Origin of the sequence: Nitrosomonas sp. (assembly GCF_019752415.1) — a bacterium.
In the GTDB taxonomy this organism is placed as follows: Bacteria; Pseudomonadota; Gammaproteobacteria; order Burkholderiales; family Nitrosomonadaceae; genus Nitrosomonas.
The window spans coordinates 13,654-37,143 of sequence record NZ_JAIEME010000042.1; the positions used below are offsets into that span (position 1 = coordinate 13,654).

General features: G+C 45.1%; 23 protein-coding genes and 2 pseudogenes. 16 read left to right on the plus strand and 9 right to left on the minus strand.

The features are described 5' to 3' along the window. Positions 1–52 precede the first annotated feature (52 nt). The 3 genes from K2P83_RS08050 to K2P83_RS08060 all read right to left on the minus strand — a co-directional run bounded on the left by K2P83_RS08050 (position 53) and on the right by K2P83_RS08060 (position 2,823). Positions 53–859 (minus strand): CbbQ/NirQ/NorQ/GpvN family protein, encoded by an 807-nt coding sequence (locus K2P83_RS08050; protein WP_292928046.1) that lies wholly within the window; start codon positions 857–859, stop codon positions 53–55. Between the two features lie 107 nt (positions 860–966). Continuing rightward, positions 967–1,323: a ribulose bisphosphate carboxylase small subunit gene (locus K2P83_RS08055; protein WP_013965372.1), complete on the minus strand. Its 357-nt coding sequence runs from the start codon at positions 1,321–1,323 to the stop codon at positions 967–969. A 78-nt stretch (positions 1,324–1,401) separates the two neighbouring features. Continuing rightward, positions 1,402–2,823: a form I ribulose bisphosphate carboxylase large subunit gene (locus K2P83_RS08060; protein WP_013965373.1), complete on the minus strand. Its 1,422-nt coding sequence runs from the start codon at positions 2,821–2,823 to the stop codon at positions 1,402–1,404. 192 nt (positions 2,824–3,015) lie between these two features. Here K2P83_RS08060 and K2P83_RS08065 point away from each other — a divergent pair, with 192 nt between their 5' ends. The 4 genes and pseudogenes from K2P83_RS08065 to K2P83_RS08080 all read left to right on the plus strand — a co-directional run. Next, complete coding sequence (locus tag K2P83_RS08065; protein WP_292928051.1) at positions 3,016–3,930, plus strand: LysR family transcriptional regulator; 915 nt, start codon at positions 3,016–3,018, stop codon at positions 3,928–3,930. 129 nt (positions 3,931–4,059) lie between these two features. Further along, positions 4,060–4,761 (plus strand): hypothetical protein, encoded by a 702-nt coding sequence (locus tag K2P83_RS08070; protein ID WP_292928053.1) that lies wholly within the window; start codon positions 4,060–4,062, stop codon positions 4,759–4,761. Positions 4,762–4,792: 31 nt separating this feature from the next. After that, positions 4,793–5,017, plus strand: coding sequence for a hypothetical protein (locus K2P83_RS08075; protein WP_292928055.1), 225 nt, complete (start codon positions 4,793–4,795; stop codon positions 5,015–5,017). Positions 5,018–5,315: 298 nt separating this feature from the next. Next, positions 5,316–5,690: pseudogene (locus K2P83_RS08080) on the plus strand (DDE-type integrase/transposase/recombinase); the annotation flags it as partial. 46 nt (positions 5,691–5,736) lie between these two features. Here the strand turns inward: K2P83_RS08080 and K2P83_RS08085 are convergent. From K2P83_RS08085 to msrB, 3 genes are read right to left on the minus strand one after another with little or no spacing between them, the layout of a single operon-like run. Beyond that, positions 5,737–6,132 carry a lysophosphatidic acid receptor gene (locus K2P83_RS08085; RefSeq protein ID WP_292928057.1) on the minus strand — a complete coding sequence of 132 codons (396 nt, stop codon included), beginning with the start codon at positions 6,130–6,132 and terminating at the stop codon, positions 5,737–5,739. Between the two features lie 13 nt (positions 6,133–6,145). Continuing rightward, positions 6,146–7,570, minus strand: a complete 1,425-nt coding sequence (gene nhaC, locus K2P83_RS08090; protein WP_292928059.1) for a Na+/H+ antiporter NhaC — start codon at positions 7,568–7,570, stop codon at positions 6,146–6,148. A 7-nt stretch (positions 7,571–7,577) separates the two neighbouring features. Next, on the minus strand, positions 7,578–8,045 hold the full coding sequence (gene msrB, locus K2P83_RS08095; protein ID WP_292928061.1) for a peptide-methionine (R)-S-oxide reductase MsrB: 468 nt from the start codon (positions 8,043–8,045) through the stop codon (positions 7,578–7,580). A 43-nt stretch (positions 8,046–8,088) separates the two neighbouring features. Here msrB and K2P83_RS08100 point away from each other — a divergent pair, with 43 nt between their 5' ends. From K2P83_RS08100 to K2P83_RS08150, 11 genes are all read left to right on the plus strand, one after another. Continuing rightward, positions 8,089–9,237, plus strand: a complete 1,149-nt coding sequence (locus tag K2P83_RS08100; RefSeq protein ID WP_292928063.1) for an RNA methyltransferase — start codon at positions 8,089–8,091, stop codon at positions 9,235–9,237. Positions 9,238–9,454: 217 nt separating this feature from the next. Continuing rightward, positions 9,455–10,069 carry a cytochrome c biogenesis heme-transporting ATPase CcmA gene (ccmA, locus tag K2P83_RS08105; protein ID WP_292928065.1) on the plus strand — a complete coding sequence of 205 codons (615 nt, stop codon included), beginning with the start codon at positions 9,455–9,457 and terminating at the stop codon, positions 10,067–10,069. 6 nt (positions 10,070–10,075) lie between these two features. Continuing rightward, complete coding sequence (gene ccmB, locus K2P83_RS08110) at positions 10,076–10,729, plus strand: heme exporter protein CcmB (protein WP_292928067.1); 654 nt, start codon at positions 10,076–10,078, stop codon at positions 10,727–10,729. Between the two features lie 222 nt (positions 10,730–10,951). Continuing rightward, positions 10,952–11,698 (plus strand): heme ABC transporter permease, encoded by a 747-nt coding sequence (locus K2P83_RS08115; protein ID WP_292928069.1) that lies wholly within the window; start codon positions 10,952–10,954, stop codon positions 11,696–11,698. Positions 11,699–11,727: 29 nt separating this feature from the next. Continuing rightward, positions 11,728–11,892, plus strand: coding sequence for a heme exporter protein CcmD (gene ccmD / locus K2P83_RS08120; protein WP_292928103.1), 165 nt, complete (start codon positions 11,728–11,730; stop codon positions 11,890–11,892). Further along, positions 11,876–12,325: a cytochrome c maturation protein CcmE gene (ccmE, locus tag K2P83_RS08125; protein WP_292928071.1), complete on the plus strand. Its 450-nt coding sequence runs from the start codon at positions 11,876–11,878 to the stop codon at positions 12,323–12,325. Before ccmD ends, ccmE begins: the two co-directional genes overlap by 17 nt. A gap of 82 nt (positions 12,326–12,407) precedes the next feature. Continuing rightward, a complete protein-coding gene (locus K2P83_RS08130; protein WP_292928073.1) occupies positions 12,408–14,462 on the plus strand; it encodes a heme lyase CcmF/NrfE family subunit in 2,055 nt (684 codons plus the stop codon). Beyond that, positions 14,459–14,989 carry a DsbE family thiol:disulfide interchange protein gene (locus tag K2P83_RS08135; RefSeq protein WP_292928075.1) on the plus strand — a complete coding sequence of 177 codons (531 nt, stop codon included), beginning with the start codon at positions 14,459–14,461 and terminating at the stop codon, positions 14,987–14,989. The genes K2P83_RS08130 and K2P83_RS08135 overlap by 4 nt, the downstream gene beginning before the upstream one ends. 14 nt (positions 14,990–15,003) lie before the next feature. Next, positions 15,004–15,534: a cytochrome c-type biogenesis protein gene (locus tag K2P83_RS08140; protein ID WP_292928077.1), complete on the plus strand. Its 531-nt coding sequence runs from the start codon at positions 15,004–15,006 to the stop codon at positions 15,532–15,534. After that, a complete protein-coding gene (ccmI, locus tag K2P83_RS08145) occupies positions 15,531–16,871 on the plus strand; it encodes a c-type cytochrome biogenesis protein CcmI (protein WP_292928079.1) in 1,341 nt (446 codons plus the stop codon). Before K2P83_RS08140 ends, ccmI begins: the two co-directional genes overlap by 4 nt. A gap of 10 nt (positions 16,872–16,881) precedes the next feature. After that, the gene (locus tag K2P83_RS08150; RefSeq protein WP_292928081.1) at positions 16,882–17,343 is read left to right on the plus strand and encodes a peroxiredoxin; all 462 of its coding nucleotides are present in this window, start codon (positions 16,882–16,884) and stop codon (positions 17,341–17,343) included. A 91-nt stretch (positions 17,344–17,434) separates the two neighbouring features. Here K2P83_RS08150 and K2P83_RS08155 read toward each other — a convergent pair. From K2P83_RS08155 to K2P83_RS08165, 3 genes and pseudogenes are all read right to left on the minus strand, one after another. Then, positions 17,435–17,688: pseudogene (locus tag K2P83_RS08155) on the minus strand (transposase); the annotation flags it as partial. Between the two features lie 694 nt (positions 17,689–18,382). Next, positions 18,383–18,772 (minus strand): hypothetical protein, encoded by a 390-nt coding sequence (locus K2P83_RS08160; protein WP_292928083.1) that lies wholly within the window; start codon positions 18,770–18,772, stop codon positions 18,383–18,385. Between the two features lie 75 nt (positions 18,773–18,847). Beyond that, on the minus strand, positions 18,848–19,342 hold the full coding sequence (locus K2P83_RS08165; protein WP_292928085.1) for a hypothetical protein: 495 nt from the start codon (positions 19,340–19,342) through the stop codon (positions 18,848–18,850). A 235-nt stretch (positions 19,343–19,577) separates the two neighbouring features. Here K2P83_RS08165 and hrpA point away from each other — a divergent pair, with 235 nt between their 5' ends. Then, a complete protein-coding gene (gene hrpA, locus K2P83_RS08170) occupies positions 19,578–23,378 on the plus strand; it encodes an ATP-dependent RNA helicase HrpA (RefSeq protein ID WP_292928087.1) in 3,801 nt (1,266 codons plus the stop codon). Positions 23,379–23,490: the final 112 nt, after the last annotated feature.

A 23,490-nucleotide genomic window follows, 5' to 3' on the forward strand; every position in this document is an offset into this window, starting at 1 on the left:
CACCTGTTTATTTTTACAAAACAATCGATAGATTTCAAAATTATCAAAACACTTAATTAAAAAAAGTGCTGACTGCAGCATCCAATGCATCGCGCATATCGGGATCATCGGTAATGGGGCGCACCAGCGCAACACGGCAAGCGGCATGCGCGTCAACTTTTTTAGCGATGAGACTGCCTGCGTAAATCAACATGCGGGTAGAGATGCCTTCATCTAGTCCATGACCTTTCAGATTGCGTGCGCGTTCCGCAATCGATACCAGTTTCTCGGCAATTTCAGTGGATACACCCGTTTCATGCGACACAATTTCACTTTCAACGTCATGGTTAGGATAATTAAAATCCAGTGCGCCAAAACGCTGTTTGGTGGATTGCTTGAGGTCTTTCATCAAGCTTTGATAACCTGGATTGTAGGAAATGACAATCTGGAAATCAGCGTGCGCATGAACGAGCTCGCCTTTTTTTTCCAATGGCAAGACACGGCGATTGTCGGTTAATGGATGGATCACCACAGTGGTATCCTGGCGCGCTTCAACGACTTCGTCCAGATAGCAAATGGCGCCAAAACGTGCCGCAACAGCCAACGGCCCATCTTGCCAGCGTGTGCCGTTGGCATCCAACAAAAAGCGGCCCACCAGATCGGATGCGGTCATATCTTCGTTACAGGCCACGGTAATCAGCGGTTTTTTTAATTTCCATGCCATGTATTCAACAAAACGAGTCTTACCACAGCCGGTAGGACCTTTCAGCATCATAGGCATGCGCACCGAATAGGCGGCTTCATATAATTCCACCTCATCAGCTACGGGATGGTAATAGGGCTCGGTGGTTACACGGTATTGATCAATGATTTCGCTCATGATGAACTCCTGTTATAGCTGTCTGAAAAGTACTTTATTTTGGTCAAAAAAAACCCCCGATCCTTTTACAGGTAAAGGGGGTTCCAGGGTACGAAACCCGTTGTGTCTTAAACAGTCTTGCCGCGGTATATCACCATGGCAGTGCCTTGTGATTGGTTGAAATTGTTGTAACCAATTAAACGAACATGATTGTTCGGATTGGCTTTATGACATGCAGCAGCTTCTGCCAGCACGCGGTCTACATCGGTTTCGCCAAACATGGGCAGTTTCCACATATACCAGTAGGAATCCATTACATACTCTGGTTCTGTATGCTCAATGGCTGGATTCCAGCCTTTACTAATTAAATACTGTACTTGCTTCTTGATATCTTTGTCAGACATCGCAGGCAGGTAGGAAAATGTCTCAAACTTACGGCTCGCTGGATCACTGACACGTGATTTGTAATCAATTACTTCGCTCATTCTTTATTCCTCATTTTTAGAGAGATGAAGAAGAAAAGCTATGTTACTATCGGCTCTTCTTCTTTAGTTATGTGTTGCTTACTTGTGGGCTACGTCGAGCTTATCAACCGTATCAAACTCGAACTTAATTTCTTTCCATGTTTCCATGGCGATTTTTAGTTCGGGACTGCTCTTAGCAGCTTTGGTTAGAATCGCTTTGCCTTCCTTCTCGATTTCAACACCTTGGTTACGTGCTTCGACGCAGGCTTCCAATGCCACGCGGTTAGCAGCGGCACCAGCAGCATTGCCCCATGGGTGGCCTAAGGTACCGCCACCAAATTGCAAGCAGGCATCATCACCGAAAATAGCAACCAGTGCTGGCATATGCCAAACGTGAATACCGCCCGAAGCAACTGGGAATACACCTGGCATAGAACCCCAGTCTTGATCGAAGAACAGACCGCGGCTGCGGTCTTCTTTGATGAATTTGTCGCGCATGGTATCGATCCAGCCGAGGGTTGCTGCACGATCGCCTTCTAGTTTGCCGACTACGGTACCGGAATGCAGGTGATCACCCCCTGATAAACGGAGTACCTTGGTTAAAACGCGGAAATGAATACCATGGTGCGGGTTGCGATCAAGCACGGCGTGCATAGCGCGGTGGATGTGTAACAGCATGCCATTGTTGCGGCACCAGTTAGCCAGTCCCGTATTGGCAGTTAAACCACCGGTCAAGTAGTCATGCATGATGATCGGTGCGCCCAATTCTTTAGCAAACTCTGCGCGTTTATACATTTCTTCTGGAGTTGGCGCGGTTACGTTCAAATAGTGACCTTTACGTTCTCCGGTTTCACGCTCAGCTTTTTGGCAAGCTTCCACCACGAATTCGAAACGATCACGCCAACGCATAAAAGGTTGACTGTTAACGTTCTCATCGTCTTTAGTCAGATCCAGACCGCCGCGCAGACATTCATACACAGCACGGCCATAGTTTTTAGCAGACAGACCCAGTTTAGGCTTAATGGTACAACCTAACAGCGCGCGGCCATACTTGTTCAGGCGATCGCGTTCTACTTGAATACCTGCTGGCGGTCCGCCGCAGGTTTTGACGTATGCAATCGGAAAACGAACATCTTCCAGACGCAGTGCGCGAAGCGCTTTAAAACCAAATACGTTACCGACCAGCGAGGTCAGCACGTTAACCACGGAGCCTTCTTCAAAAAGATCGATCGGGTAAGCTACGAATGCGTAGAAACAGGTGTCATCACCAGGCACGTCTTCAATCTTATAAGCGCGTCCTTTGTAGTAGTCCAAATCGGTTAAAAGATCAGTCCAAACTGTGGTCCAGGTACCCGTAGAAGATTCTGCAGCTACTGCGGCAGCAACTTCTTCGCGAGGTACGCCAGCTTGTGGCGTAATTTTGAAACATGCCAGAAGATCGGTATCCAGCGGTGTATAGTCAGGGGTCCAGTATGTATGTCTATATTCTTTGACACCAGCGTTATATATTTTTACTGCCATAGTTTCTTCTCCAGTTAAGTTCCACTCAACTCCAGCCAACAGCATAGGCAGAAAAGAGAGGATATTGCGTTACAAACAAAACTACTCAAATCTATGAAACGGACTATAACGCTATTTATCTATAAGAACAAATCAATAATTCTAATATTTATGATAAGGTTGTACTTATAATTAAACTTACTGAATTAGTGAATGCTACATCTTACTTTGCGGCAATTAAAAGTATTTGAGTCGGTTGCCAGACACTTGAGCTATTCTCGTGCAGCGGATGAACTTCATTTGACCCAACCCGCTGTTTCTATGCAGATTAAGCAACTGGAAGGCAACATTAGTTTGCCGCTATTTGAGCAACTGGGTAAACGGATTTATCTGACTGATGCGGGGCGTGAGTTATATCAATATAGCCGTTCAATTTCCCAGCAATTAGCTGATATGGAAGTTGCGCTGGATGAATTGAAAGGCATGGAGCGGGGTAAGTTAAATATTTCTGTGGTGACAACTGCCAATTACTTTGCACCGCATTTATTGGCAAAGTTTTGCCAGCGTTATAAAGGGGTGACAGTGAGTTTAAATGTTTCTAACCGTGAAACCGTATTGAAACAGCTCTCTGACAATTTGATAGACCTTGCTATCATGGGGCAGCCGCCTGAGGATCTCGATATTGATAGTGAATCGTTTATTGAGAATCCATTAGTCGTGATAGCACCGCCGGATCATCCTTTGTGCAAAGAACAAAACATACCGGTTAATCGATTGGCCAAGGAAGTTTTTCTGGTACGTGAATCCGGTTCAGGAACGCGCGGCGCCATGGAGCGTTTTTTTGCAGCGCACGAAGTCAAAATCAATAAAGGGATGGAAGCAGACACGACGGAAGCGATCAAACAGGCGGTACAGGCTGGCATGGGATTAGGTATTATGTCGCAGCATACGGCAGAGTTGGAACTTGAAACGAATCGTTTGAAGATCTTGGATGTGCAGGGTTTTCCCATTATTCGTTATTGGCATGTGGTGAACAGGAAGAATAAGCGTCTATCCGGTGTCGCCAATGCTTTCAGAGAATTTTTGTTAAAAGAAGCTGCAGAATTGATGGCTAAATCAAAGAAATAGGAATTTCTTGGATATGATTCAAGTTGCTATTTGATGAGATGCATAAGAATATGCTTGCATATTAATGAGTATGACTTAAGGAAATTCATATACACTTACTCAATCAGAGTTTATTCAATAGTATTTGATATGGCCCACCCAGACTTCATCAATGAGAATATATTCGGTACAACTCACGAAACAAGAGTCAGTGTTTATCTGACGTGCGGTTTCGTCGCTATGGCGGTTTTACTGGTGGATTTTATGACACCGCTTGGCGTAGCGAGTGGTGTTCCCTATGTTGCTGTCGTGTTGCTCTCGTTAAAATCGCCTGAAAAGCGCTTTACCTTACTAGTGGCATCTATCTGTACCTTACTGGTAGGAGTTGGATATCTAGGATCACCGCCGAGTGATATTCCCATGTATCAAGTTTTTGCGAACCGTTCAATGGCAATATTGGTGATCTGGGTAACAGCGATATTGACATTGATACAACGAAATAAAGTACTTGAATTACACCAAGAGCGATTGAAGCGCATACAGTCAATTAAAGAAGTTGAAATAAGGGAAGAAAAGTTAAAGGTTTTAAAAGCTACGATGCGAACAGAACAAGACATCACAGGTAATTTCTTAAATAATTTACACTGTTTTAAGTTTGAGATTGAGACAAATAAAACACTGTCACCCGAATCCGTGAAGAAGCTTGATGCGCTTATCCAAGATACGTCGTTGCGCATTGATAAACTGGGTAGCATGGATGAGGTACGTGAAAAAAGGATGGCGGGTGATATGATGGGCATAGATTATGAGCATTCTGCAAAGGATGCGGATACAGTCAGCAGAAAATATTGAGTGCTGTGAAATATTAGTGAGAGGATGAACAATGTTAGGGCAGGGATCAGGCGGAAATGTATTGGCAGCAGTTTGTAGTTTCTTTATCCCGGGGTTGGGTCAACTGGTTCAGGGGCGTTTATTGTCGGCATTTTTGTTTTTTGTAATCGTTGGCGTGGGATACTTTTTTGCCGTGCTGATTATTCCTGCAGTAATTGGTGGAATTTTTCATCTATGGTCAATCATTGATGCCGCACGATTCACAGGGCCAGCCTAAAAATTAGGCTTGCAATTTGTGCAGGTAGTTTTCATCTGACCAGTGAATCTGTTCTGTATTTCTGGTATAGCGGAGATACAGTTTCAAAAGTAATCGGTAGTTTTTAACTTCTGCTGAATACTTCCAAAGAATCTTCAATAGTCTTGTTCCGGTTTGCATTCATTCAAGATAAATTGCATGATCCTAAATCATTTAAAGTGTTTCCACTTCCTTCAATACAAAAAATAAATTACTTCAATTTGCGATTCCACGTGGTCTTGCCACGAGGATAGGTGCAGGGCGCGGAGCAAAATTTATTCGGCAATTTACTGTTGCCAAACCGGATCAAGTTGCTGTCAGCGCTATCACATACGTCTGGACACGGGAAGGCTGGCTGTATTTGGCAATCGTAATAGTAATAGACTTATTTTCCAGAAAAATGGTCGGTTGGAGCATGAGCTCACGGATGAAAGCAACACTGGTTTGTGATGCATTGCGAATGGTTATCTGGTTGCGTCGGACACCACCTGGCTGATCGCGCAGCAGGACTCGCGGGCCGCAGTATGTCGGCAAATCATACCGCAATCTACTGAAAGCATATGGTTTTATTGGCAGTATGAGTCGTCTGGGAAATTGTTGGGATAATGCAGTTGCGGAAAGCTTCTTTGACAGTCTCAAGCAGGAACGCTGCCAATGACGGCATTACCAAACCCGCTATGAAGCACAGCAGGTCATTTCTTCTAGAAAGAAGCAATATCTTTTGCTGACTTAGTTTCGGCGGCTCGGGATAATTTCCCCCAATAATAACCGGAAAGTATGCCTATGACCCAACTGAAAACAACAAGAATTGGCATCAAGTGCGAACCATTCGTATCGCGAAATTGGGAAATCAATATGCCAAGCGGTGCTGCGCCGATAAGTATAAAAGCACAAGACGCTGTGGATCCTTTGCTCCAGAGAAACACAGCATAAGACAGAAGCAAAAATGGCAAAAGCATGATCAATTGAAAGTGCCAAGCTATACCGCTCCAAAGCAATCCGTAGCCGAGGAATGACAATAGAAAACCGCCTATCAAGGCTACTAGAATAATAAGCATAGCTTTCCAATTACTACGATGATTTGATTCTTCTTTCATTTTAATTTCCATTTTATTGCGTGCTGTTTTTACTTTTTAACAACCCGATCCCCAATATCGTCATACTAATAGAAACTAAAGGATTTAGTAAATTCAATAGAGCGTACGGTGCATAGTCCAATGTCGGGATTCCAAGGGTTGCAGCATAGAAGGTGCCGGCAGTAGTCCAGGGAATAAGTCCTGTGGTCAGCGTGGCGCCTTCTTCTACCGAGCGAGATAGTACAGCTTTATCAAGTTCACGTTCCTGATACGCACTTTTAAATAACTGGCAATTCAGGATAATCGAAATATACGCTTCTCCCATTGCCATATTACCAATCAGTCCGGATACGATGGTTGTGGCGACGAGTGTGCTGATTCGCCGGATGCGGGCGATGATATGCAGCAACAGCACGCGCAGAAAACCGGCATGATGCAGAATCCCGCCAAGTGCCAACGCCATGATGGATAATAATAATGTCCATGCCATGCTGTAAACACCGCCACGCCCGAGCAAAGCGTCGATACTTCCAATCCCGGTAGTGCCCGCCGAATTCAGCCAGAGCGCGTTGATCACATCAACACCATCCTTACCTTGATAAGCAATGGCGATCAACATGGCCAGTACAATACTGCACGTCATGCTGACCTCCGCAGCATAGCGTTTGATACTCAACCCAAGCATCACTAATAAGGGCAACAATGTTATCCACAAATTTAGCTGGTAAGTCCCCGCTAATGCCGTACGGATTTCGTCAATATGATCCCTCGGCAAGGCATTGTCATCATATTGCATACCCCAAAAGATGAAAATGCCCAATACAATTAGGAACGTAGGAATGGTGGTATAGAGCATGGCGCCGATGTGCCGGTAAAGATTTGTTCCGGCGCTCATGGCTGCCAGATTGGTCGTATCGGAAATCGGCGATAATTTGTCACCAAAAGTAGCGCCGGAGACAATCATGCCGGCCACGAGCGGTAATGGAATGCCAATCGCATCTCCAATACCCATCAATACCACTCCGACCGTTCCAACGGTTCCCCAGGATGTGCCGGTGGCAACCGACATGAAGCTGCACAAAATCAATCCAGTCGCCAGAAATATGCTTGGACTGAGCAGGTCTATGCCGTAATACAGCAGACTCGCAATGGTGCCGCTTTGCATGAAGCTGGCAATGACCATGCCGATCAATAGAAAAATATAAATGGCTGGCAGCGCCTTGGTGATACCGTCATCCATCATGTGCCGGATATCGATAAACGAATAACCCAGCCAGCGTGCTTGCAGACAGACCCAAACCAACGCCAGAAAAATGATCGCATGAATGCTGGCTACATACACAAACAGACCGATCGAAATCAGCAAGAATACACCGGCAAAGCAAATGGCCGCATGTAATAATGAAGGCAGCCGCTGGGCGGTCACTAATTCTTCAACAGGAGAATCGTTTTCTGCCATTGAATCTCTACTTTTCCGTCCCATCTTCGAACAATGCCACTAATTCCCCATATCCCATCGCCTGCAGATCTTCTTTTTTTATAAACTTTAATGCGGCAGAATTTATACAATAGCGCATGCCGGTGGGCGGCGGGCCATCGTTGAAAACATGGCCTAAATGGTTGTCGGCATAGCGACTGCGGACTTCCGTGCGCGGGATCCATAGTTCATAATCACTTTTGAGCTGAGTAGCCTGTTCATTAATCGGCTGGTAAAAACTGGGCCAGCCGGTGCCCGAATCAAATTTATGAATCGACGTAAACAACGGCTCTCCAGATACAATATCAACATAAATCCCGGCGGCTTTATGATCCCAGTATTCGTTTTGGAACGGTGGTTCGGTACCGGAATTTTGTGTCACCTGATACTGTAAAGTAGTCAAATCCGTTGCCAGTGACTCAGGATCTTTTTTAAAATTTTCATAGGGATTCGCCATAGCGGATTCTCCTTATCAATAAAACAAGAACAAATTATTCAATATGAAATTTAATGGCACGATTACACATTTATCACAAAAAGGCCTGGGTGTTGTCAAAAACGATCAAAATAACATGTCGTATTTTGTTTATGGCACGTGGCCGGGGGATGCCGGTGAGTTTGAAATCATCGATAAACCGCTCAACAACAAAAAATTTGCCTATGCCAAATTGATTGCGCTCACTCACCCATCCGCACAAAGACAAATGCCAATATGCCCCTATGTTGGCTTGGTAGAAAATTCCTGCACTGGTTGTCCCTGGATGATTGCCGATTATACAAGCCAACTTGAGCAAAAACGGAATCGCTTTGTGTATGCCATGAAAAGAGCCGGATTTGATACTACCCAATTAAGCATCGGCTCCATCCATCCTGCGCCGCATTTGTACGGCTATCGCAATCGCTGCCAGATAAAAACAGACGGTGAGAAACTTGGTTTTGTGTCTGAAAATTCTTATCAGATCGCACCGATCAATGATTGTATTGTCCTGAATGAGCGTTGCCGGGATCTTTTAAAAACAGCCCTTCAGCAATTGCCCAATGATGCATGGCAAGCGGATTCCGATCACAACTGGCAATTTATTGAACTGGATGATGACATGCAAGCCGATGAAATCCGCATCAATCAGAAGCGCCCGTTCAAACAAGGCAATACAGCACAAAAAGAATGGATGCAAGCCTGGTTGCGGGAGAAACTCGCACATAATCCGCATTTGGGAAAAGTAGTGGAATTATTCTGTGGCTCAGGAAATTTCACGGAAATCATTGCCGAATCGAATTGCACATCTATCATTGCTTACGAATCCGAGCACGGTGCGATCCAGGCACTCAAAGCCAGGAATCTAGGCAAAGTAACTGCTCAGGTCACCGATCTTTTTAAATCTTCTATCTGGAACGATATTAGAAGAAACGTCTTCGATGCAGAAACTTTGGTACTCGATCCGCCCCGCTCCGGATTAAAAAAACACCACGGCTTTTTCGCAAGCCTCGCTGCTTTAAGAACAATTTACTATATCTCTTGTAACCCGGAAACTTTTGCGCGTGATGCCTGGTTTTTTAATCAAAATGGCTGGTCAATTACAGATATTCAACTGGTTGACTTGTTTCCCCACACTCCGCATATTGAAGCTTTGGTAGAGTTTAGGAAGTGATGGCAAGCACGGGCATGCGGACTCATGAATAGTTTATGAGGCAGCTGTAGAAGGCAGATTTGTTTTTATGTACATAGTGAAAAGCTGTTTTTCCAATCGATAGAAATATTCTGCGAATTCCAGCAATGTCAAAATACATACTTAGTTCTTCAACAGTGTTACAGGAATCATCAATGCGCTATAATCGCCCACTTATTCCAACGATTGATCAAAAATAATGTTGCAAGGAATTAGTCTCGCATGTGTTCGTGGTGATCGCGAGCTTTTTAAGGATATCAATTTTTCTCTCGAGGCCGGCGGTTTAATGCAAGTGCGCGGCCCCAATGGCAGTGGCAAGACCAGTTTGTTACGCATGCTATGTGGATTGTCAAACCCTGCCGCTGGTGAGATTCTCTGGAGTGGCACCTCAATTCGCTCCTTAAATGGCGACTATTTTGCAGCTATGACCTATATTGGTCATTTGAGTGGCACCAAAGATGATTTGACGGTCATTGAGAATTTACGCATTTCAAGCGCGCTGGCAGGTTTTGAAATTAACGATGATCAGGCAAGTGAAGCGCTCGGGTATATGGGCTTGGGTGGAAGAGAAGCATTGCCTGTCAAGGTGTTATCACAAGGGCAACGGCGTCGCGTAGCTTTAGCTCGTTTGCTTGTATCTAAAACCGCTTTATGGATTCTAGATGAGCCTTTAGTTGCATTGGATGTAATGGCAGTTAAATTGATTCAGGAGTTACTGGAGCAACATCTGAAGCAAGACGGTATGGTGGTAATGACGACGCACCAAGAAATTGATTTGACGGCAGCGTCAACAACGCAGTTGCACTTGGCTTGATATGTTATGTGGATAATTAAACGTGATCTGTTACTGGCTATGCGACGCCAATCGGATGTTTTAACGACTCTATTTTTTTTCATTATTGTAGTCAGTCTTTTTCCTTTAAGTGTTGGACCGGAAATGAACATGCTGCGGACGATGGCACCCGGTGTGGTTTGGGTGGCAGCTTTATTGGCTTCAATGTTATCTCTCGGTAGAATGTTTTCTAATGATTATCTTGATGGCACATTGGAGCAAATGTTGCTGTCACCGCAATCACTATCACTTTTGGTGCTGGGAAAGGCTTTGGCGCATTGGCTGGTAACCGGAGTGCCGCTAGTACTGATGGCGCCTGTATTGGGTATTCAATATGATTTGCCAGTTGAAGCGCTGTTTGTTTTAACTACCGCTTTGTTGCTGGGTACTCCGGTATTAAGCTTAATTGGCGCTATCGGCGCAGCATTGACTCTAGGATTACGGGGAGGGGGTGTATTGGTTTCTTTATTAGTATTGCCTCTCTATATTCCTGTGCTGATTTTTGGTGCTGGTGCTGTCGAGGCAAATATGGCTGGAGTTGGTTTTGATGCACACTTATCATTAATTGGCGCATTTCTCTTAGTATCGCTTGTTTTCGCACCGTGGGCAGCCGCTTCTTCCTTACGTGTTTCACTGGAATAGCGCTAGTTATTTGCTATGCTGCAATGAATTCAATTTTTGGAATATATTTTTCAGTAATTTGCTACATTGACGAAACAAAATACGTTCTGTGAAAATTTCAATGTATTGAATCTGCTAATAGAAAGCAATTCTTGATTTTGTCATTTTAGTATAGAATTAGCGGTTACAAAATTCTGGGCTGAATCGGAAATGAAATTTAATAAAGAATTTTAAAATATAAATATGGCTATTAATTGGTTCAAATATTCTTCCCCTGCTAGTTTCTATTCACTGGCAGGAAAAATGATTCCGATATTTGTTTTTGTTGCGCTCATATTACTCGCAGCAGGGCTTTATGTTGGTTTCTTTGTTGCACCCACTGATTTCCAGCAAGGCGAGGCTTATCGGATTATTTTTATTCATGTTCCAGCAGCATGGATGTCGATGTTTCTCTATGTTGTAATGGCATTCTGGGCAGGTATTGGCTTGGCTTTTAATACACGGCTTTCCTCCATGCTTGCAACAGCGATTGCACCCACAGGCGCTATGTTTACCTTTATTGCACTATGGACAGGCGCGCTATGGGGAAAACCAATGTGGGGAACATGGTGGGTATGGGATGCACGATTAACGTCTGAGTTGATTCTGTTTTTTCTTTATATCGGTTTTATGTCCTTGCAGGCAGCCATTGATGACCCGCGCCGTGCAGATAAGGCAGGTGCAATTATCGCGTTGGTAGGCGTGGTCAATATTCCGATTATCTATTTTTCAGTGCAATGGTGGAATACCTTGCATCAAGGTGCATCGGTCAGCGTTAATCAAGCGCCTGCAATGGCGAGTACAATGTTGACGGGAATGCTTATTATGGTACTGGCAAGCTGGATGTATTCCATTGCAATCATATTAAAGCGCACACGTATCATCATTCTTGAACGTGAAAGTCATACAGCTTGGGTGGCAGAGTTACAAAAGAAGGGAGTTATGCGATGAATTGGTCAAGTTGGACAGAGTTTTTTGCGATGGGCGGATATGGACTCTATGTCTGGGGTTCATACGCTGTGACATTCATCTGTATACTCGGTGAAATTTTTCTAATTTCAAATCGCCGCCGAACTTTAGAGAGACAGTACGGTCTCATTAACGGCTTAAATAAAAAAGAGATAAAAAATGAAACCACGTCATAAGAAACTTGCAATTATTACTGCAGGGGTTGCTGCATTGGGTGTCGCTTCTGTTTTAGTACTAAATGCTTTCCAAAGTAATCTGGTTTTTTTCTTTAGTCCATCACAAGTTGCTGCAAAAGAAGCACCTATTGGAAAAAGCTTTCGTATTGGTGGATTAGTAGAGGAAGGTAGTGTTAAGCGTGAAGACAGTAGTACAACGGTACGCTTCTCGGTGACCGATACAGCTAAGACGATCCCAGTAGTATATACAGGTATCCTTCCAGATTTGTTTAAAGAAGGTAAAGGTGTTGTCGCGCAGGGAAAGATATCTGCCGATGGTATTTTTATGGCAGATGAAGTACTTGCTAAGCATGATGAAAATTATATGCCGCCTGAAGCTGCAGAAGCTTTAGAGCAGGCTGGTAAAGCACAGAAAGCCTCCTTGGCACAATAAAGGTTTCTTCAGGAATTTCTTGCTAATTCCTGAACATATCATAATTTAATCCTGAATAATCATTAACTTATAAGATATAATCATGATCCCAGAAATTGGTAATTTCTCTCTAATACTTGCGCTTCTATTGGCCTTAATCCAAGGAACACTACCGATTATTGGTGCGGCACGTAATATCCCTTCATGGATAGCACTAGCGAGGCCGGTAGTGCAAGGACAGTTTGTATTTGTTTTAATAGCTTTTTTATGTTTAGGGTATTCGTTTGTTAGTAGCGATTTTTCAGTAATGAATGTGGCAAAGAACTCAAATTCTGAACTGCCCTTTCAGTTCCGGGTAGCTGCTACCTGGGGTTCCCATGAAGGATCTTTATTATTATGGGTATTGATGCTTGCAGGCTGGTCTGTTGCGGTCAGTGTTTTTAGCAAGCAACTGCCGGATGATATTGTAGCGCGAGTTCTTGGTGTGCTGGGATTAGTGAGTGTAGGCTTCTTGTTATTCATGTTGTTTACTTCAAACCCATTTGATCGACTATTACCAGCAGCATTAGAGGGTAGTGATTTAAATCCATTGTTGCAAGACGCTGGTATGGTGATACATCCACCCATGCTCTATATGGGATATGTGGGTTTTTCAGTTGCTTTTGCTTTTGCCATTGCGGCCTTGCTTAGTGGAAGATTAGATGCGACTTGGGCACGATGGTCTCGACCCTGGACACTTGTTGCATGGGTATTTTTGACGATAGGAATTATGCTGGGTAGTTGGTGGGCTTATTATGAGCTGGGATGGGGTGGCTGGTGGTTCTGGGATCCCGTAGAGAATGCATCATTTATGCCTTGGCTGGTTGGTACGGCACTGGTTCATTCATTAGCGGTTACCGAAAAACGTGGCAGCTTCAAAAGCTGGACGGTTTTGCTGGCGATAAGCACATTTGCATTAAGCTTGTTGGGAACATTCCTGGTGCGCTCGGGTGTACTGACTTCAGTTCATGCATTTGCGACAGATCCTGCGCGTGGCGTATTTATCCTTGCATTCTTGGTCATCGTTATTAGCTGCTCGTTGTTGTTGTTCGCGTGGCGAGCACCTAAAGTTGGTTTGGGTGGCAAGTTTGATATGTTGTCACGCGAATCATTGTTGTTGGCTAATAACCTATTATTATTGGTAGCAGCAAGCAGTGTTTTACTCGGGACACTATACCCTTTGATTATTGATGCACTTGGACTTGGCAAACTATCGGTTGGCCCGCCATTTTTTGAAGCTGTATTCGTACCGGTTATGACACCAGCTATTTTTCTTATTGGTGTTGGTCCTATTTCGCGTTGGAAACAAATGAGTTTGCCTACATTAGCAATCCGCTTACGTTGGGCTTTTGCTGTCAGTGTAGTTTCTGCTTTGATCGCGCCGTATTTTATGGGTGAATGGAAACCGATGGTTAGCTTTGGTTTATTGTTAGCTTTCTGGATTATAGTTTGTGCTTTTGTTAACATAAAGCATCGAATAAACAATAGTGGGCAAGGTAGTATTGTTTCCCGGCTAGTTAGTCAATCCAGAAGTTATTATGGAATGCACTGTGCGCATTTAGGTGTGGCTGTCTTTATTATCGGTGTAACTCTGGTGAATAGTTATGAAACCGAGAAAGATGTACGGATGGACGTTGGAAGCAAAGTAACGGTTGGCGGTTATACATTCCAGTTTAATGGAGTAAGTGATGTCGTAGGCCCTAACTACAAAGCGGTGCGTGGCGATATTGCTGTTATTCAAGATGATAAGGTTATTCGTGAATTGCATCCTGAGAAGCGTACATATAACGCGTCAGGTATGGCAATGACTGAAGCGGCCATTGATACGGGCTTATTCCGGGATCTTTATGTTGCACTGGGTGAGCCTTTGGCCAATAATGCATGGGTAGTTCGCGCTTATCACAAACCCTTTGTAGATTGGATTTGGTTTGGATGTCTGTTGATGGCAATCGGTGGGATTCTATCTGTAACTGATCGCCGTTATCGTTTGAAGATAAGCAAAACAAGTTCTGTTAGTGTAAAAAACACAGCAGCAGAAAGTTTACAAGAAGAAGTTCCTGTGACAGCGGCTCCTACAGTAAGTAATGCTGTATTGGCAACGGAGACTAGAAAAGCATGATGCGATATTTAATCCCATTAGTTGCTTTTATAGTGCTTGCAGCATTTTTGCTGGTTGGCTTGACATTAAACCCACGGCAAGTTCCATCCCCGCTTATTGATAAGCCAGCGCCAATATTTCAACTTAATCATTTGCATGAACCCGATAGACTGATGGCATCTAAAGATAATCTTGGTAAAGTCTGGATGCTGAATGTATGGGCATCATGGTGCGTAGCTTGTCGTGATGAACATCCTCTGCTGGTTCAATTGGCTAATTCTGGTATTGTTCCGATATATGGTCTAAATTACAAAGATGAGCGTACTACCGCATTGCAATGGTTGAAACGCTATGGCGACCCTTATACGATTAGTATCGTTGACTCTGATGGAAGAGTTGGAATTGACTATGGTGTTTATGGTGTTCCTGAAACTTATGTAATTGATAAGAAGGGCATTATAAGACATAAACAAATTGGCCCAGTAACAGTAGATTCATTACAAAAAACAATCATTCCTCTCATAATTGAGTTACAGAAGCAAGCCTAGATAATTGATCTCATATGCTTAAAAATAATGATTTGTATCGCTTTGTGGTATCACGGCAATTTAATGGAATAAAAGGGCTGGTTTTTATTTTATTTTTATTCCTTATTACTACATCAGTTGGTTGGCCAAAAGAAGCTATTCCAGTAGCAGAGGATCCAGTGATCGAGAAGAGGATGCTGGCGTTAACAATGGATTTACGTTGCTTGGTTTGTCAGAATGAGTCTATAGCTGACTCTCGTGCTGATTTTTCAAATGATATAAGGCGCGAAATCCGTGAACAAATTAAGGCAAATAAGACCGACCAGGAGATTGTTCAGTTTTTAGTTGATCGGTATGGAGACTTTGTTCTTTATAACCCGCCAATAAAACCCACGACAATACTTTTATGGTTTGGCCCTGTGATTTTATTCATAATTGGATTGGGATCATTGATAGTTTATCTAAGACGCCGTCGTGTACAAATTGAAGATGTATCACTCTCTCAAGTGCAACTTGAGAGAGCTGAAGCTTTACTGAATGAAAATAAAAAAGGTAAGAACGTATGACGTCATTTTGGGTTATTTCTGGTATTTTTATCGTAACAGCTTTGCTATTTATTATTCCCACGCTCCTAAGAAATAGAGATACTCAGCTTGAAAATATAGAACATGATGCTGTAAATATAACTGTTTATCGTGATCAAATCGCTGAGATTGATAATGATTTGGAAAATGATATCCTGACCCAGGAACAATATAACAAAAGCAAGCAAGAGCTACAGCAACGTATGTTGCAAGATATTTCTGAGAAAGAAAAAATGGTTATCAAGAAAAATAAAAAAATTCATAATATTGCGATATCAACCTTTATAGCATTGACTCTACCACTTGCTGCAGTTTTTCTGTATATGGTTATTGGCGATACGCGAGGATTGTTGCCGCAAGCACAGCTTGCCAATGCAACCCAAATGAATCGCGGAAATGGTAACGACTCGCCCGCGGGTCATGACAATTTTTCTTCAGTTCTAGAAAATCTTATCGCACGATTAGAAAAAAACCCTGAAGACATAGAAGGATGGATAATGCTGGGTAGAACCTATGCAATTATGGAGCGCTATGCTGAAGCCAGTAATACTTATGCAAAACTGGTTGAACTGGTTCCAGATAATCCGCAAATCCTCAGCGATTATGCTGATGTGCTGGCAATGAAGAATCAAGGAAACCTGAAGGGCAAACCTGCTGAATTGATTTATGAAGCACTGCGCATTGATCCAATGTATCCAAAAGCCCTGGCATTGGCAGGGACTGTCGAGTTTGAACAAGAAAAATTCGAACAAGCAGCAGCACATTGGGAGAAATTATTGGAAGTGATTCCTGCTGACTCCCAATTGGCTAACTCAGTTAAAACCAGCATTGCAGAAGCTAAATTATTGGCATCTGGTGGTAAAGGGACGGTAGCGGAACCGGAACAGCAAGCTAAAGCAACAACTTCACAGCCAGCAACCGATACTCAGCCGGAGAAAGCCCCCTCAGATTCAGTTGCTGCAACTGAGCCAGTATTGCTTTCAGTTTCTGGTCAAGTAACCATTAGTCAAGAATTGGCATCAAAAACATCACCGAATGACACTTTGTTTATTTATGCACGGGCCAAAACAGGACCTAAAATGCCTTTAGCGATTTTGCGCTTGAAGGCAAGTGATCTTCCAGCTACATTTACATTGACTGATGATATGGCCATGACACCCACCATGAAAATGTCGAGCTTTCCCGAAGTGGTTATTGAAGCAAGAATTTCGAAATCAGGACAGGCTGTTCCTGCTAGCGGAGATCTTCAAGGGTTTAGTGATCCCGTCAAGATTGGCAATAATACGATTACGGTGGTAATCAATAAACAAATACCATAATAGAATTATAATGATAGCACTTGATCATGTGGTAAGTGATTTTGTATTGCCATCGACTGGCGATAAGGAATTTTCACTGGCAGCCAACGTTGGAAAGAACGTGGTAATTTATTTTTATCCAAAAGATGATACACCAGGCTGTACAACAGAGGGTCAGGATTTTCGCGCTCATTGGCAGGCTTTTTCTAAGAAAAACTGTGTAATTGTGGGTGTTTCTCGTGACAGTATTGCATCACACGAAAATTTTAAGGAAAAAATGCAATTTCCTTTTGAGTTATTAAGCGATGAGGATGAAAAAGTTTGTAAGCTATTTGATGTTACTAAAATGAAAAATATGTATGGTAAGCAAGTTATTGGTGTTGAACGTAGTACCTTTGTTATAGATGCCAAGGGTATATTGAGAAAAGAATGGCGCGGTGTCAAAGTGCCCGGCCACGTACAAGAAGTTTTAGATTTTGTTACCACTTTGTGATGGCGTGCATAAATTAATTTAAATTACCTCCGGGAGAGCCAGCAGCTCTGTTGGGTAAGCGCCTCAAGCTCCTAAACGCTAAACGTCGATTTCATTTGGTTGTGTAGCGTTCATCCTCATGCTCTTGGTTGCGGATATTTTCCTTACTATCCCTTCACCAAGCCCAACCGTCGAAACAAAATACCCTTGAGCCAAAAAAACCTTGCCAGTGAAATTCTTTACTCGGCCGCCGAAGCGTCTCGCCCTTGCAATTGTGCTCTTCCCTTTGAAGTACTTCATCACGTTCGATACCGCTTATTTCCATGGAATGCTGATGCACATGTGCACGTGTGATCTGCCAACTAGCCTAACTGGCAAGGGCGACTAGACTCATCCTAGAAATGGCCAGAATCCCGCCAGAACCACTACGTTTACGGTGAAAAATGGTTTGAAACTCAGCTTAAATGTGGTGGTTCTGGACGGTTGAAGGGGGCAATTTACGTCTACTGTTATCCATGCAAACCCATGGCCTCCTCGAGAATGACTATCATTCTTTGTTCGCGACCTGACCCCTTGTGTGCGAATCCGAAACAGGTGATGCGCACATCACAAGGCCGCTAAACAAAGCTATGCCTAATTCTAATTCATTGGCTATATTCTCAACTCGCGACCTGACCCCGTGCTATTTATTTCCGTGACCCCGTGCTATTTCGGAATTAGGCGTCACTGCGGTAGATTTGGATGCAGAAGGTCCTTGCGTATGGCTTCTTGCACTATGTGGTATGGAATGATGAGCTGGGGCTTGAAATGACTATCCCTTGCTGGAGCTAGGAAATTGTTGAGTTCCAGGAGTTCATCCAGCACAAGTTTCCCTTGCCGCAGTGCCTGCGTTCCTCGGAATTTTTCGTACTCACCAACGATATTTGACAGATAAGTCTCCATTGAACGAATGGAGTTAACAAGTTGATCCGCATTGGAAAATGCAACCTTGCTGTTGCCAACGTCGCGGGCTAAATTTTCGAGTTCAAGCTGTGCGTCATTGATAGTCTCGAGGCAACGGTCATACTTCGGGTACTACAAGGTTGACCTCCAGATCCTCGTGTATCTGTAGGCCCTTTGCTCGAAACAATCGACGCGCCTTCTTAACTTGGCTGTAGGAAGCCATGGCTCTTGCGAGTGTAGACTTCAGGAGGTCTTCGCGATACTCAAGCGCCCGACGGTCCAGATCTCTCTGCTTGTCAGTGTTGTTTCGAGCGCGTTGATATTCGAAGACAAGTACGGAAATTACAACACCAACAACAGAAACCACACCGAGTTGCAGTAGCGCCTTTGCAAGTTCCATCTCGAAGGATAAATGTTCGGGTTTTGGAATTAGAATTAGAACAAAGACAGTAATTCCAAAGATTGATGCTAGCGCAGCGACGAGGCGCGATATAGGGGTAGGTAGCATTTTGGTTCCTCTGACGCCTAACGTGGAAGTGAGCGGCCTGCGCGGCTTTTCGCGCAGGTCCACTCGACTGAAAGGTTATGCATAGGCGGCAAGATCCTCTCGCATTAGCTGGGTGAGCTTCTGCAACTCGACAAGAAGCGATTCGTGAGCCTTCTTCTCAGGCTCCTTGAACGGAGCCGTTGGATCGGGCGATTGAATCAATGTGGCGGTTTGACCACCGATGTCGATCTGGCGCGGGGACGCCTTTGCGTGAAGTTGCGACCAATCTTCCAATAGTGATGCCGCAACGAGGTATTGATCTGCGATGGGCTTCGGCGCTACGAGATGCATCTTGGCGTTTGTTTGGCTGAACTCGCACCCAAGACTGAATTGCTCTCTCTGCTTCACTTGCCGAATAGCCTGCTCGAAGAGAATGAAAGTGTTCTCGTAGAGCAGTTTGATTTCATCTCTCCGTTCCTTCTCGATAGCAAGCTTGCGAGTTGCATCGTCGCTCGCGGTCTTAAGCTTCCAAGCGAAAAAGGCCGCCACCAATGTGAACAAACCGCCGATGACCGCAACGAACTCGTTCATCGTAGCTTCCTATGCATAACGTGCAGCTTGAGGGGCGCGGAGACAGCAAGCGAAGCTTGCTGGCGGAGCACAGCCGGGGTCAGGTCGCGAATCAAGAAAAACAAGTTGGTATCCGGTCCATAATGAAGAATTATTGTTTTTTTATTTGGAAATTCTACAGGGGACGATCTTATCATGGCTTAAAATATAAGCATATTATTCTCTTTTCGCGACTTAATCCCTTAACCCCCTCACTGTGCAATTGAATAGATATCCCTATAAAAAATTTTCTCCCGATGACATCACAAGGCGTCTTGCTCATCTTCCCTGCCCAACGTATGCGGAAGATTTGCCGGTCAATCTGCGTCGGGAAGAAATCAAACGTGCCATCGAAAGCCATCAAGTCGTGATCGTATCCGGTGAGACCGGGTCGGGTAAAACCACGCAAATCCCTAAAATCTGCTTGGAACTCAAGCGCGGTGTGCACGGATTGATCGGGCATACGCAACCGCGCCGCATCGCCGCGCGTACTGTGGCCGCGCGTATTTCTGCCGAGCTGAATAGTCCGCTGGGTCAGGCAGTCGGTTATAAAGTGCGGTTTTCGGACAAAATCAGCGCGGATTCCTATGTCAAACTGATGACGGACGGTATTCTGCTCGCTGAAACACAGGGCGATCCACTGTTGCAGGCCTACGATACATTGATTATCGATGAGGCTCACGAGCGCAGTTTGAATATTGATTTTCTGCTCGGTTATATCAGCCAGTTATTGCCGAAGCGGCCTGACCTTAAGCTGATTGTCACTTCTGCCACCATCGACGCGCAGCGCTTTTCCCGGCATTTCAACAATGCACCGGTGATTGAAGTGACCGGCAGGCTATATCCGGTCGAAATCTTTTACCACCCGCCGGTTGTCGACGATGAGGAGGAGGGCGATATGCAGAAAGCCATCCTCAATGCGGTTGATGAATTGATATCGCTGGGCTCAGGCGATATTCTGGTTTTCCTGCCCGGCGAGCGCGAGATCAGGGAGACCGCCGAAACACTGCGCAAACATCATTTTGATCGCTTTCGAACAGGTATTTCCGGCGTGGAGATATTGCCGCTATTTGCGCGCTTATCCTTTGCCGAGCAGGAACGTGTGTTTCAGACCGGCGATACCCGCCGCATCGTGTTAGCCACCAATGTTGCCGAAACGTCGTTGACCGTTCCAGGTATCCACTACGTCATAGATACCGGATGGGCGCGTGTTAACCGCTACAGTTACCGCAACAAGGTCGAGCAGTTGCTGGTGGAGAAAATCTCGCGCGCATCGGCGAATCAAAGGGCAGGGCGTTGCGGGCGGATAGCCAACGGGGTTTGTATTCGCCTGTATACAGAAACAGATTTTCAGGGGCGCGTCGAATTTACTGACCCGGAAATTCTGCGTTCTTCGCTGGCAACGGTAATTTTACGCATGAAATCACTTAACATCGGCGATGTGGAAGATTTTCCGTTTCTGGAGCCGCCATCGCCGCGGATGATCACCGATGGCTATCAATTGCTGGCAGAGCTGGGCGCTGTTGATGACGACCGACAACTGACGGCGATTGGCTGGCGTTTGGCCAAATTTCCGATTGATCCCAAAATTGCCCGCATGATATTGGCGGCAAAAAATGAAAATTGCCTGCACGAAATACTGATCATTACGGCTGCATTAAGTTTGCAAGATCCGCGCGACCGGCCATTTGATCAGCAGATGGCAGCCGATAATGCCCATCGCCGGTTTCAGGATGAGCGCTCGGATTTTCTGTCTTACCTTAAGCTATGGGATTTCTTTGATGAGTTATTGAAACATAAGAAATCAACCCGCAAACTGGTCGACCAATGCCGGGAGCATTTCTTATCTTACCGGCGCTTGCGCGAGTGGCGTGAGATTCATGGCCAATTGCACGTTCTGGTCAGTGAACTCGGTTTAAAACCCAACGAAATTCCCGCCGGGTATGATGAGATCCATCGCGCTTTGTTGGCCGGATTGCTCGGGAATATCGGGTTTAAAACCGAGAAGGAAGGCGAATATCTGGGGGCTCGCGGCATCAAGTTCGCCATTTTTCCCGGCTCGGTGCTCAAAAAAGGCAAAGCCAAATGGGTCGTCGCTGCGGAATTGATGGAAACCAGTAAGCTGTATGCGCGTTGTGTCGCCCGGATTGAGCCCACCTGGCTGGAAAGAATCGCGGGGAATTTATGCAAGAAACACCATTTTGATCCGCATTGGGAAAAGAAACAGGCGCAAGTGGTGGCTTATGAGCGCGTCACGTTGTATGGCTTAATCATTGTTACCAAACGGCCGATCCACTACGGCCCGATCAATCCCAAAGAATCCCGCGAGGTTTTTATCCGCTCGGCGCTGGTTGCCGGGGAGTACGTCACGCAAGCGCCTTTCTTCACGCACAATCAAGAACTGATTCATGAGATCGAGGAACTGGAGCATAAAGCGCGGCGGCAGGATGTGCTGGTTGATGAGCAAGAAATTTTTGCTTTTTACGATGCCATCATTCCGGAAAAAATAACTAACGGTGCGGAATTTGAAAAATGGCGGAAACAGGCTGAGCAACAAGATTCCCAGTTGCTTTATCTGAAACGGGAATTGCTGATGCGCCATCAGGCCGGTCATGTCACGGAAGTGCAGTTTCCAGAAAGCATGACACTGTCCGATGGCAGCGTGTTACCACTTACTTACCGCTTTGAACCCACGCATCTGCTCGACGGCGTAACCGTTTCTGTGCCGTTGCCATTGCTCAACCGGTTGGATGCCAATCAACTGGATTATCTGGTTCCCGGTTTGATTCGTGAAAAAGTGACCTGGTATTTAAAAGCATTACCCAAGCAGATTCGCCGCAACCTAGTCCCATTGCCGGAATCCGTCACTGAATTTCTGCAGGGAACGTCGAACACTTTGCAAAAGGGCTCATTGCGGGATGCTTTAGAGAAATTCATTCTCAGAAAAACCAACCTGCCGGTTCCCGCGGAAACCTGGCAAGACAAAGACATGCCCACGCATCTGTTGATGAATATTCAAGTGAAGGATGATGCAGGACAAGATTTGGCCATGAGCCGCAATCTCGCCGAACTGCAAATGCAGCTCGGCAAAGCCGCACAAATGACATTTGTAAAACGCGATGCCGGAAACGAAAAAATCAGTATTGAGCGCGATGCCCTCACGCGGTGGGATTTTGGCGATTTGCCGGCGGAAGTGGTGTTTAAACGCAATGGTCAGCAACTGACTGGTTATCCGGCGCTGATCGAGCAAACAGACTGTGTCGCTATCCGGCTATTCGATACGCAAGAAGCGGCGGATACAGCGATGCGCCTGGGGGTAAGACAGTTATTGTGTTTGGCATTGAGAGAACAGCTCAAACAGTTGGATAAGAATTTACCCGGACTCAAACAAGCCAGCTTGCAATTATCGACCCGGATGAATCCGGGAGAGCTGAAGCAAGATATGCTGAACGCCATCATCGATCGCGCGTTGCTGGGGGGTGATCCACTGCCGCGCAGTGAATCCGAATTTGCAGTACACAACCAACGCGCTAAAAGCCGCCTGCCGGAAGTCGCGACCGCACTCGCCAGTTTGCTGCAACAAATAGGCAGTGAGTATCAAGTCCTGATGGGGCGATTAACAGCGCTTCGCAACAACACAATAAAAGCTGAGTTCAGTGAGCAGCTCGACAATCTGATTTATCCCGGATTTCTCAGCCATACCTCTTGGAAAAGATTGCAACAGTTTCCGCGCTATGTGAAAGGCATGACTTTGCGCCTGGAAAAACTAGCCACCAACCTGGAACGCGACGAACGAAATAGCAGGGAAGTGGCCGCAATCTGGCAACAATATGTGCAGTGCCGGGAAAAGCATCAGAAAATCGGGCTGATTGATGAGAACCTTAATGAATTTCGCTGGCAGATCGAGGAATTACGCATATCGCTTTTCGCGCAGGAATTGAAGACGCCGTATCCGGTATCGAGTAAACGATTGCAGAAGCTATGGGAGAGTGTGCGGCATAACTTAAGGAAGCTCTGATTAAGTTGATTACATTCATGGTTCGACAAGCCCACCACGAACGTAATCAATCTATTACCGTTCGTCCTGAGCCTATCGAAGAAACTTCCTTAAGGAACCGCTGAATAACTGT

Coding starts and splice junctions, on each gene's coding strand:
- K2P83_RS08060 (WP_013965373.1), bottom strand. CDS start 2,823: ATGGCAGTAAAAATATATAACGCTGGTGTCAAAGAATATAGACATACA.
- ccmB (WP_292928067.1), top strand. CDS start 10,076: ATGTGGATAATTAAACGTGATCTGTTACTGGCTATGCGACGCCAATCG.
- K2P83_RS08070 (WP_292928053.1), top strand. CDS start 4,060: ATGGCCCACCCAGACTTCATCAATGAGAATATATTCGGTACAACTCAC.
- K2P83_RS08140 (WP_292928077.1), top strand. CDS start 15,004: ATGCTTAAAAATAATGATTTGTATCGCTTTGTGGTATCACGGCAATTT.
- K2P83_RS08115 (WP_292928069.1), top strand. CDS start 10,952: ATGGCTATTAATTGGTTCAAATATTCTTCCCCTGCTAGTTTCTATTCA.
- ccmI (WP_292928079.1), top strand. CDS start 15,531: ATGACGTCATTTTGGGTTATTTCTGGTATTTTTATCGTAACAGCTTTG.
- K2P83_RS08135 (WP_292928075.1), top strand. CDS start 14,459: ATGATGCGATATTTAATCCCATTAGTTGCTTTTATAGTGCTTGCAGCA.
- K2P83_RS08160 (WP_292928083.1), bottom strand. CDS start 18,772: ATGCTACCTACCCCTATATCGCGCCTCGTCGCTGCGCTAGCATCAATC.
- K2P83_RS08100 (WP_292928063.1), top strand. CDS start 8,089: ATGAAATTTAATGGCACGATTACACATTTATCACAAAAAGGCCTGGGT.
- K2P83_RS08075 (WP_292928055.1), top strand. CDS start 4,793: ATGTTAGGGCAGGGATCAGGCGGAAATGTATTGGCAGCAGTTTGTAGT.
- K2P83_RS08130 (WP_292928073.1), top strand. CDS start 12,408: ATGATCCCAGAAATTGGTAATTTCTCTCTAATACTTGCGCTTCTATTG.
- K2P83_RS08150 (WP_292928081.1), top strand. CDS start 16,882: ATGATAGCACTTGATCATGTGGTAAGTGATTTTGTATTGCCATCGACT.
- K2P83_RS08165 (WP_292928085.1), bottom strand. CDS start 19,342: ATGAACGAGTTCGTTGCGGTCATCGGCGGTTTGTTCACATTGGTGGCG.
- K2P83_RS08085 (WP_292928057.1), bottom strand. CDS start 6,132: ATGAAAGAAGAATCAAATCATCGTAGTAATTGGAAAGCTATGCTTATT.
- msrB (WP_292928061.1), bottom strand. CDS start 8,045: ATGGCGAATCCCTATGAAAATTTTAAAAAAGATCCTGAGTCACTGGCA.
- ccmE (WP_292928071.1), top strand. CDS start 11,876: ATGAAACCACGTCATAAGAAACTTGCAATTATTACTGCAGGGGTTGCT.
- K2P83_RS08050 (WP_292928046.1), bottom strand. CDS start 859: ATGAGCGAAATCATTGATCAATACCGTGTAACCACCGAGCCCTATTAC.
- ccmA (WP_292928065.1), top strand. CDS start 9,455: ATGTTGCAAGGAATTAGTCTCGCATGTGTTCGTGGTGATCGCGAGCTT.
- nhaC (WP_292928059.1), bottom strand. CDS start 7,570: ATGGCAGAAAACGATTCTCCTGTTGAAGAATTAGTGACCGCCCAGCGG.
- ccmD (WP_292928103.1), top strand. CDS start 11,728: ATGGGCGGATATGGACTCTATGTCTGGGGTTCATACGCTGTGACATTC.
- K2P83_RS08055 (WP_013965372.1), bottom strand. CDS start 1,323: ATGAGCGAAGTAATTGATTACAAATCACGTGTCAGTGATCCAGCGAGC.
- K2P83_RS08065 (WP_292928051.1), top strand. CDS start 3,016: ATGCTACATCTTACTTTGCGGCAATTAAAAGTATTTGAGTCGGTTGCC.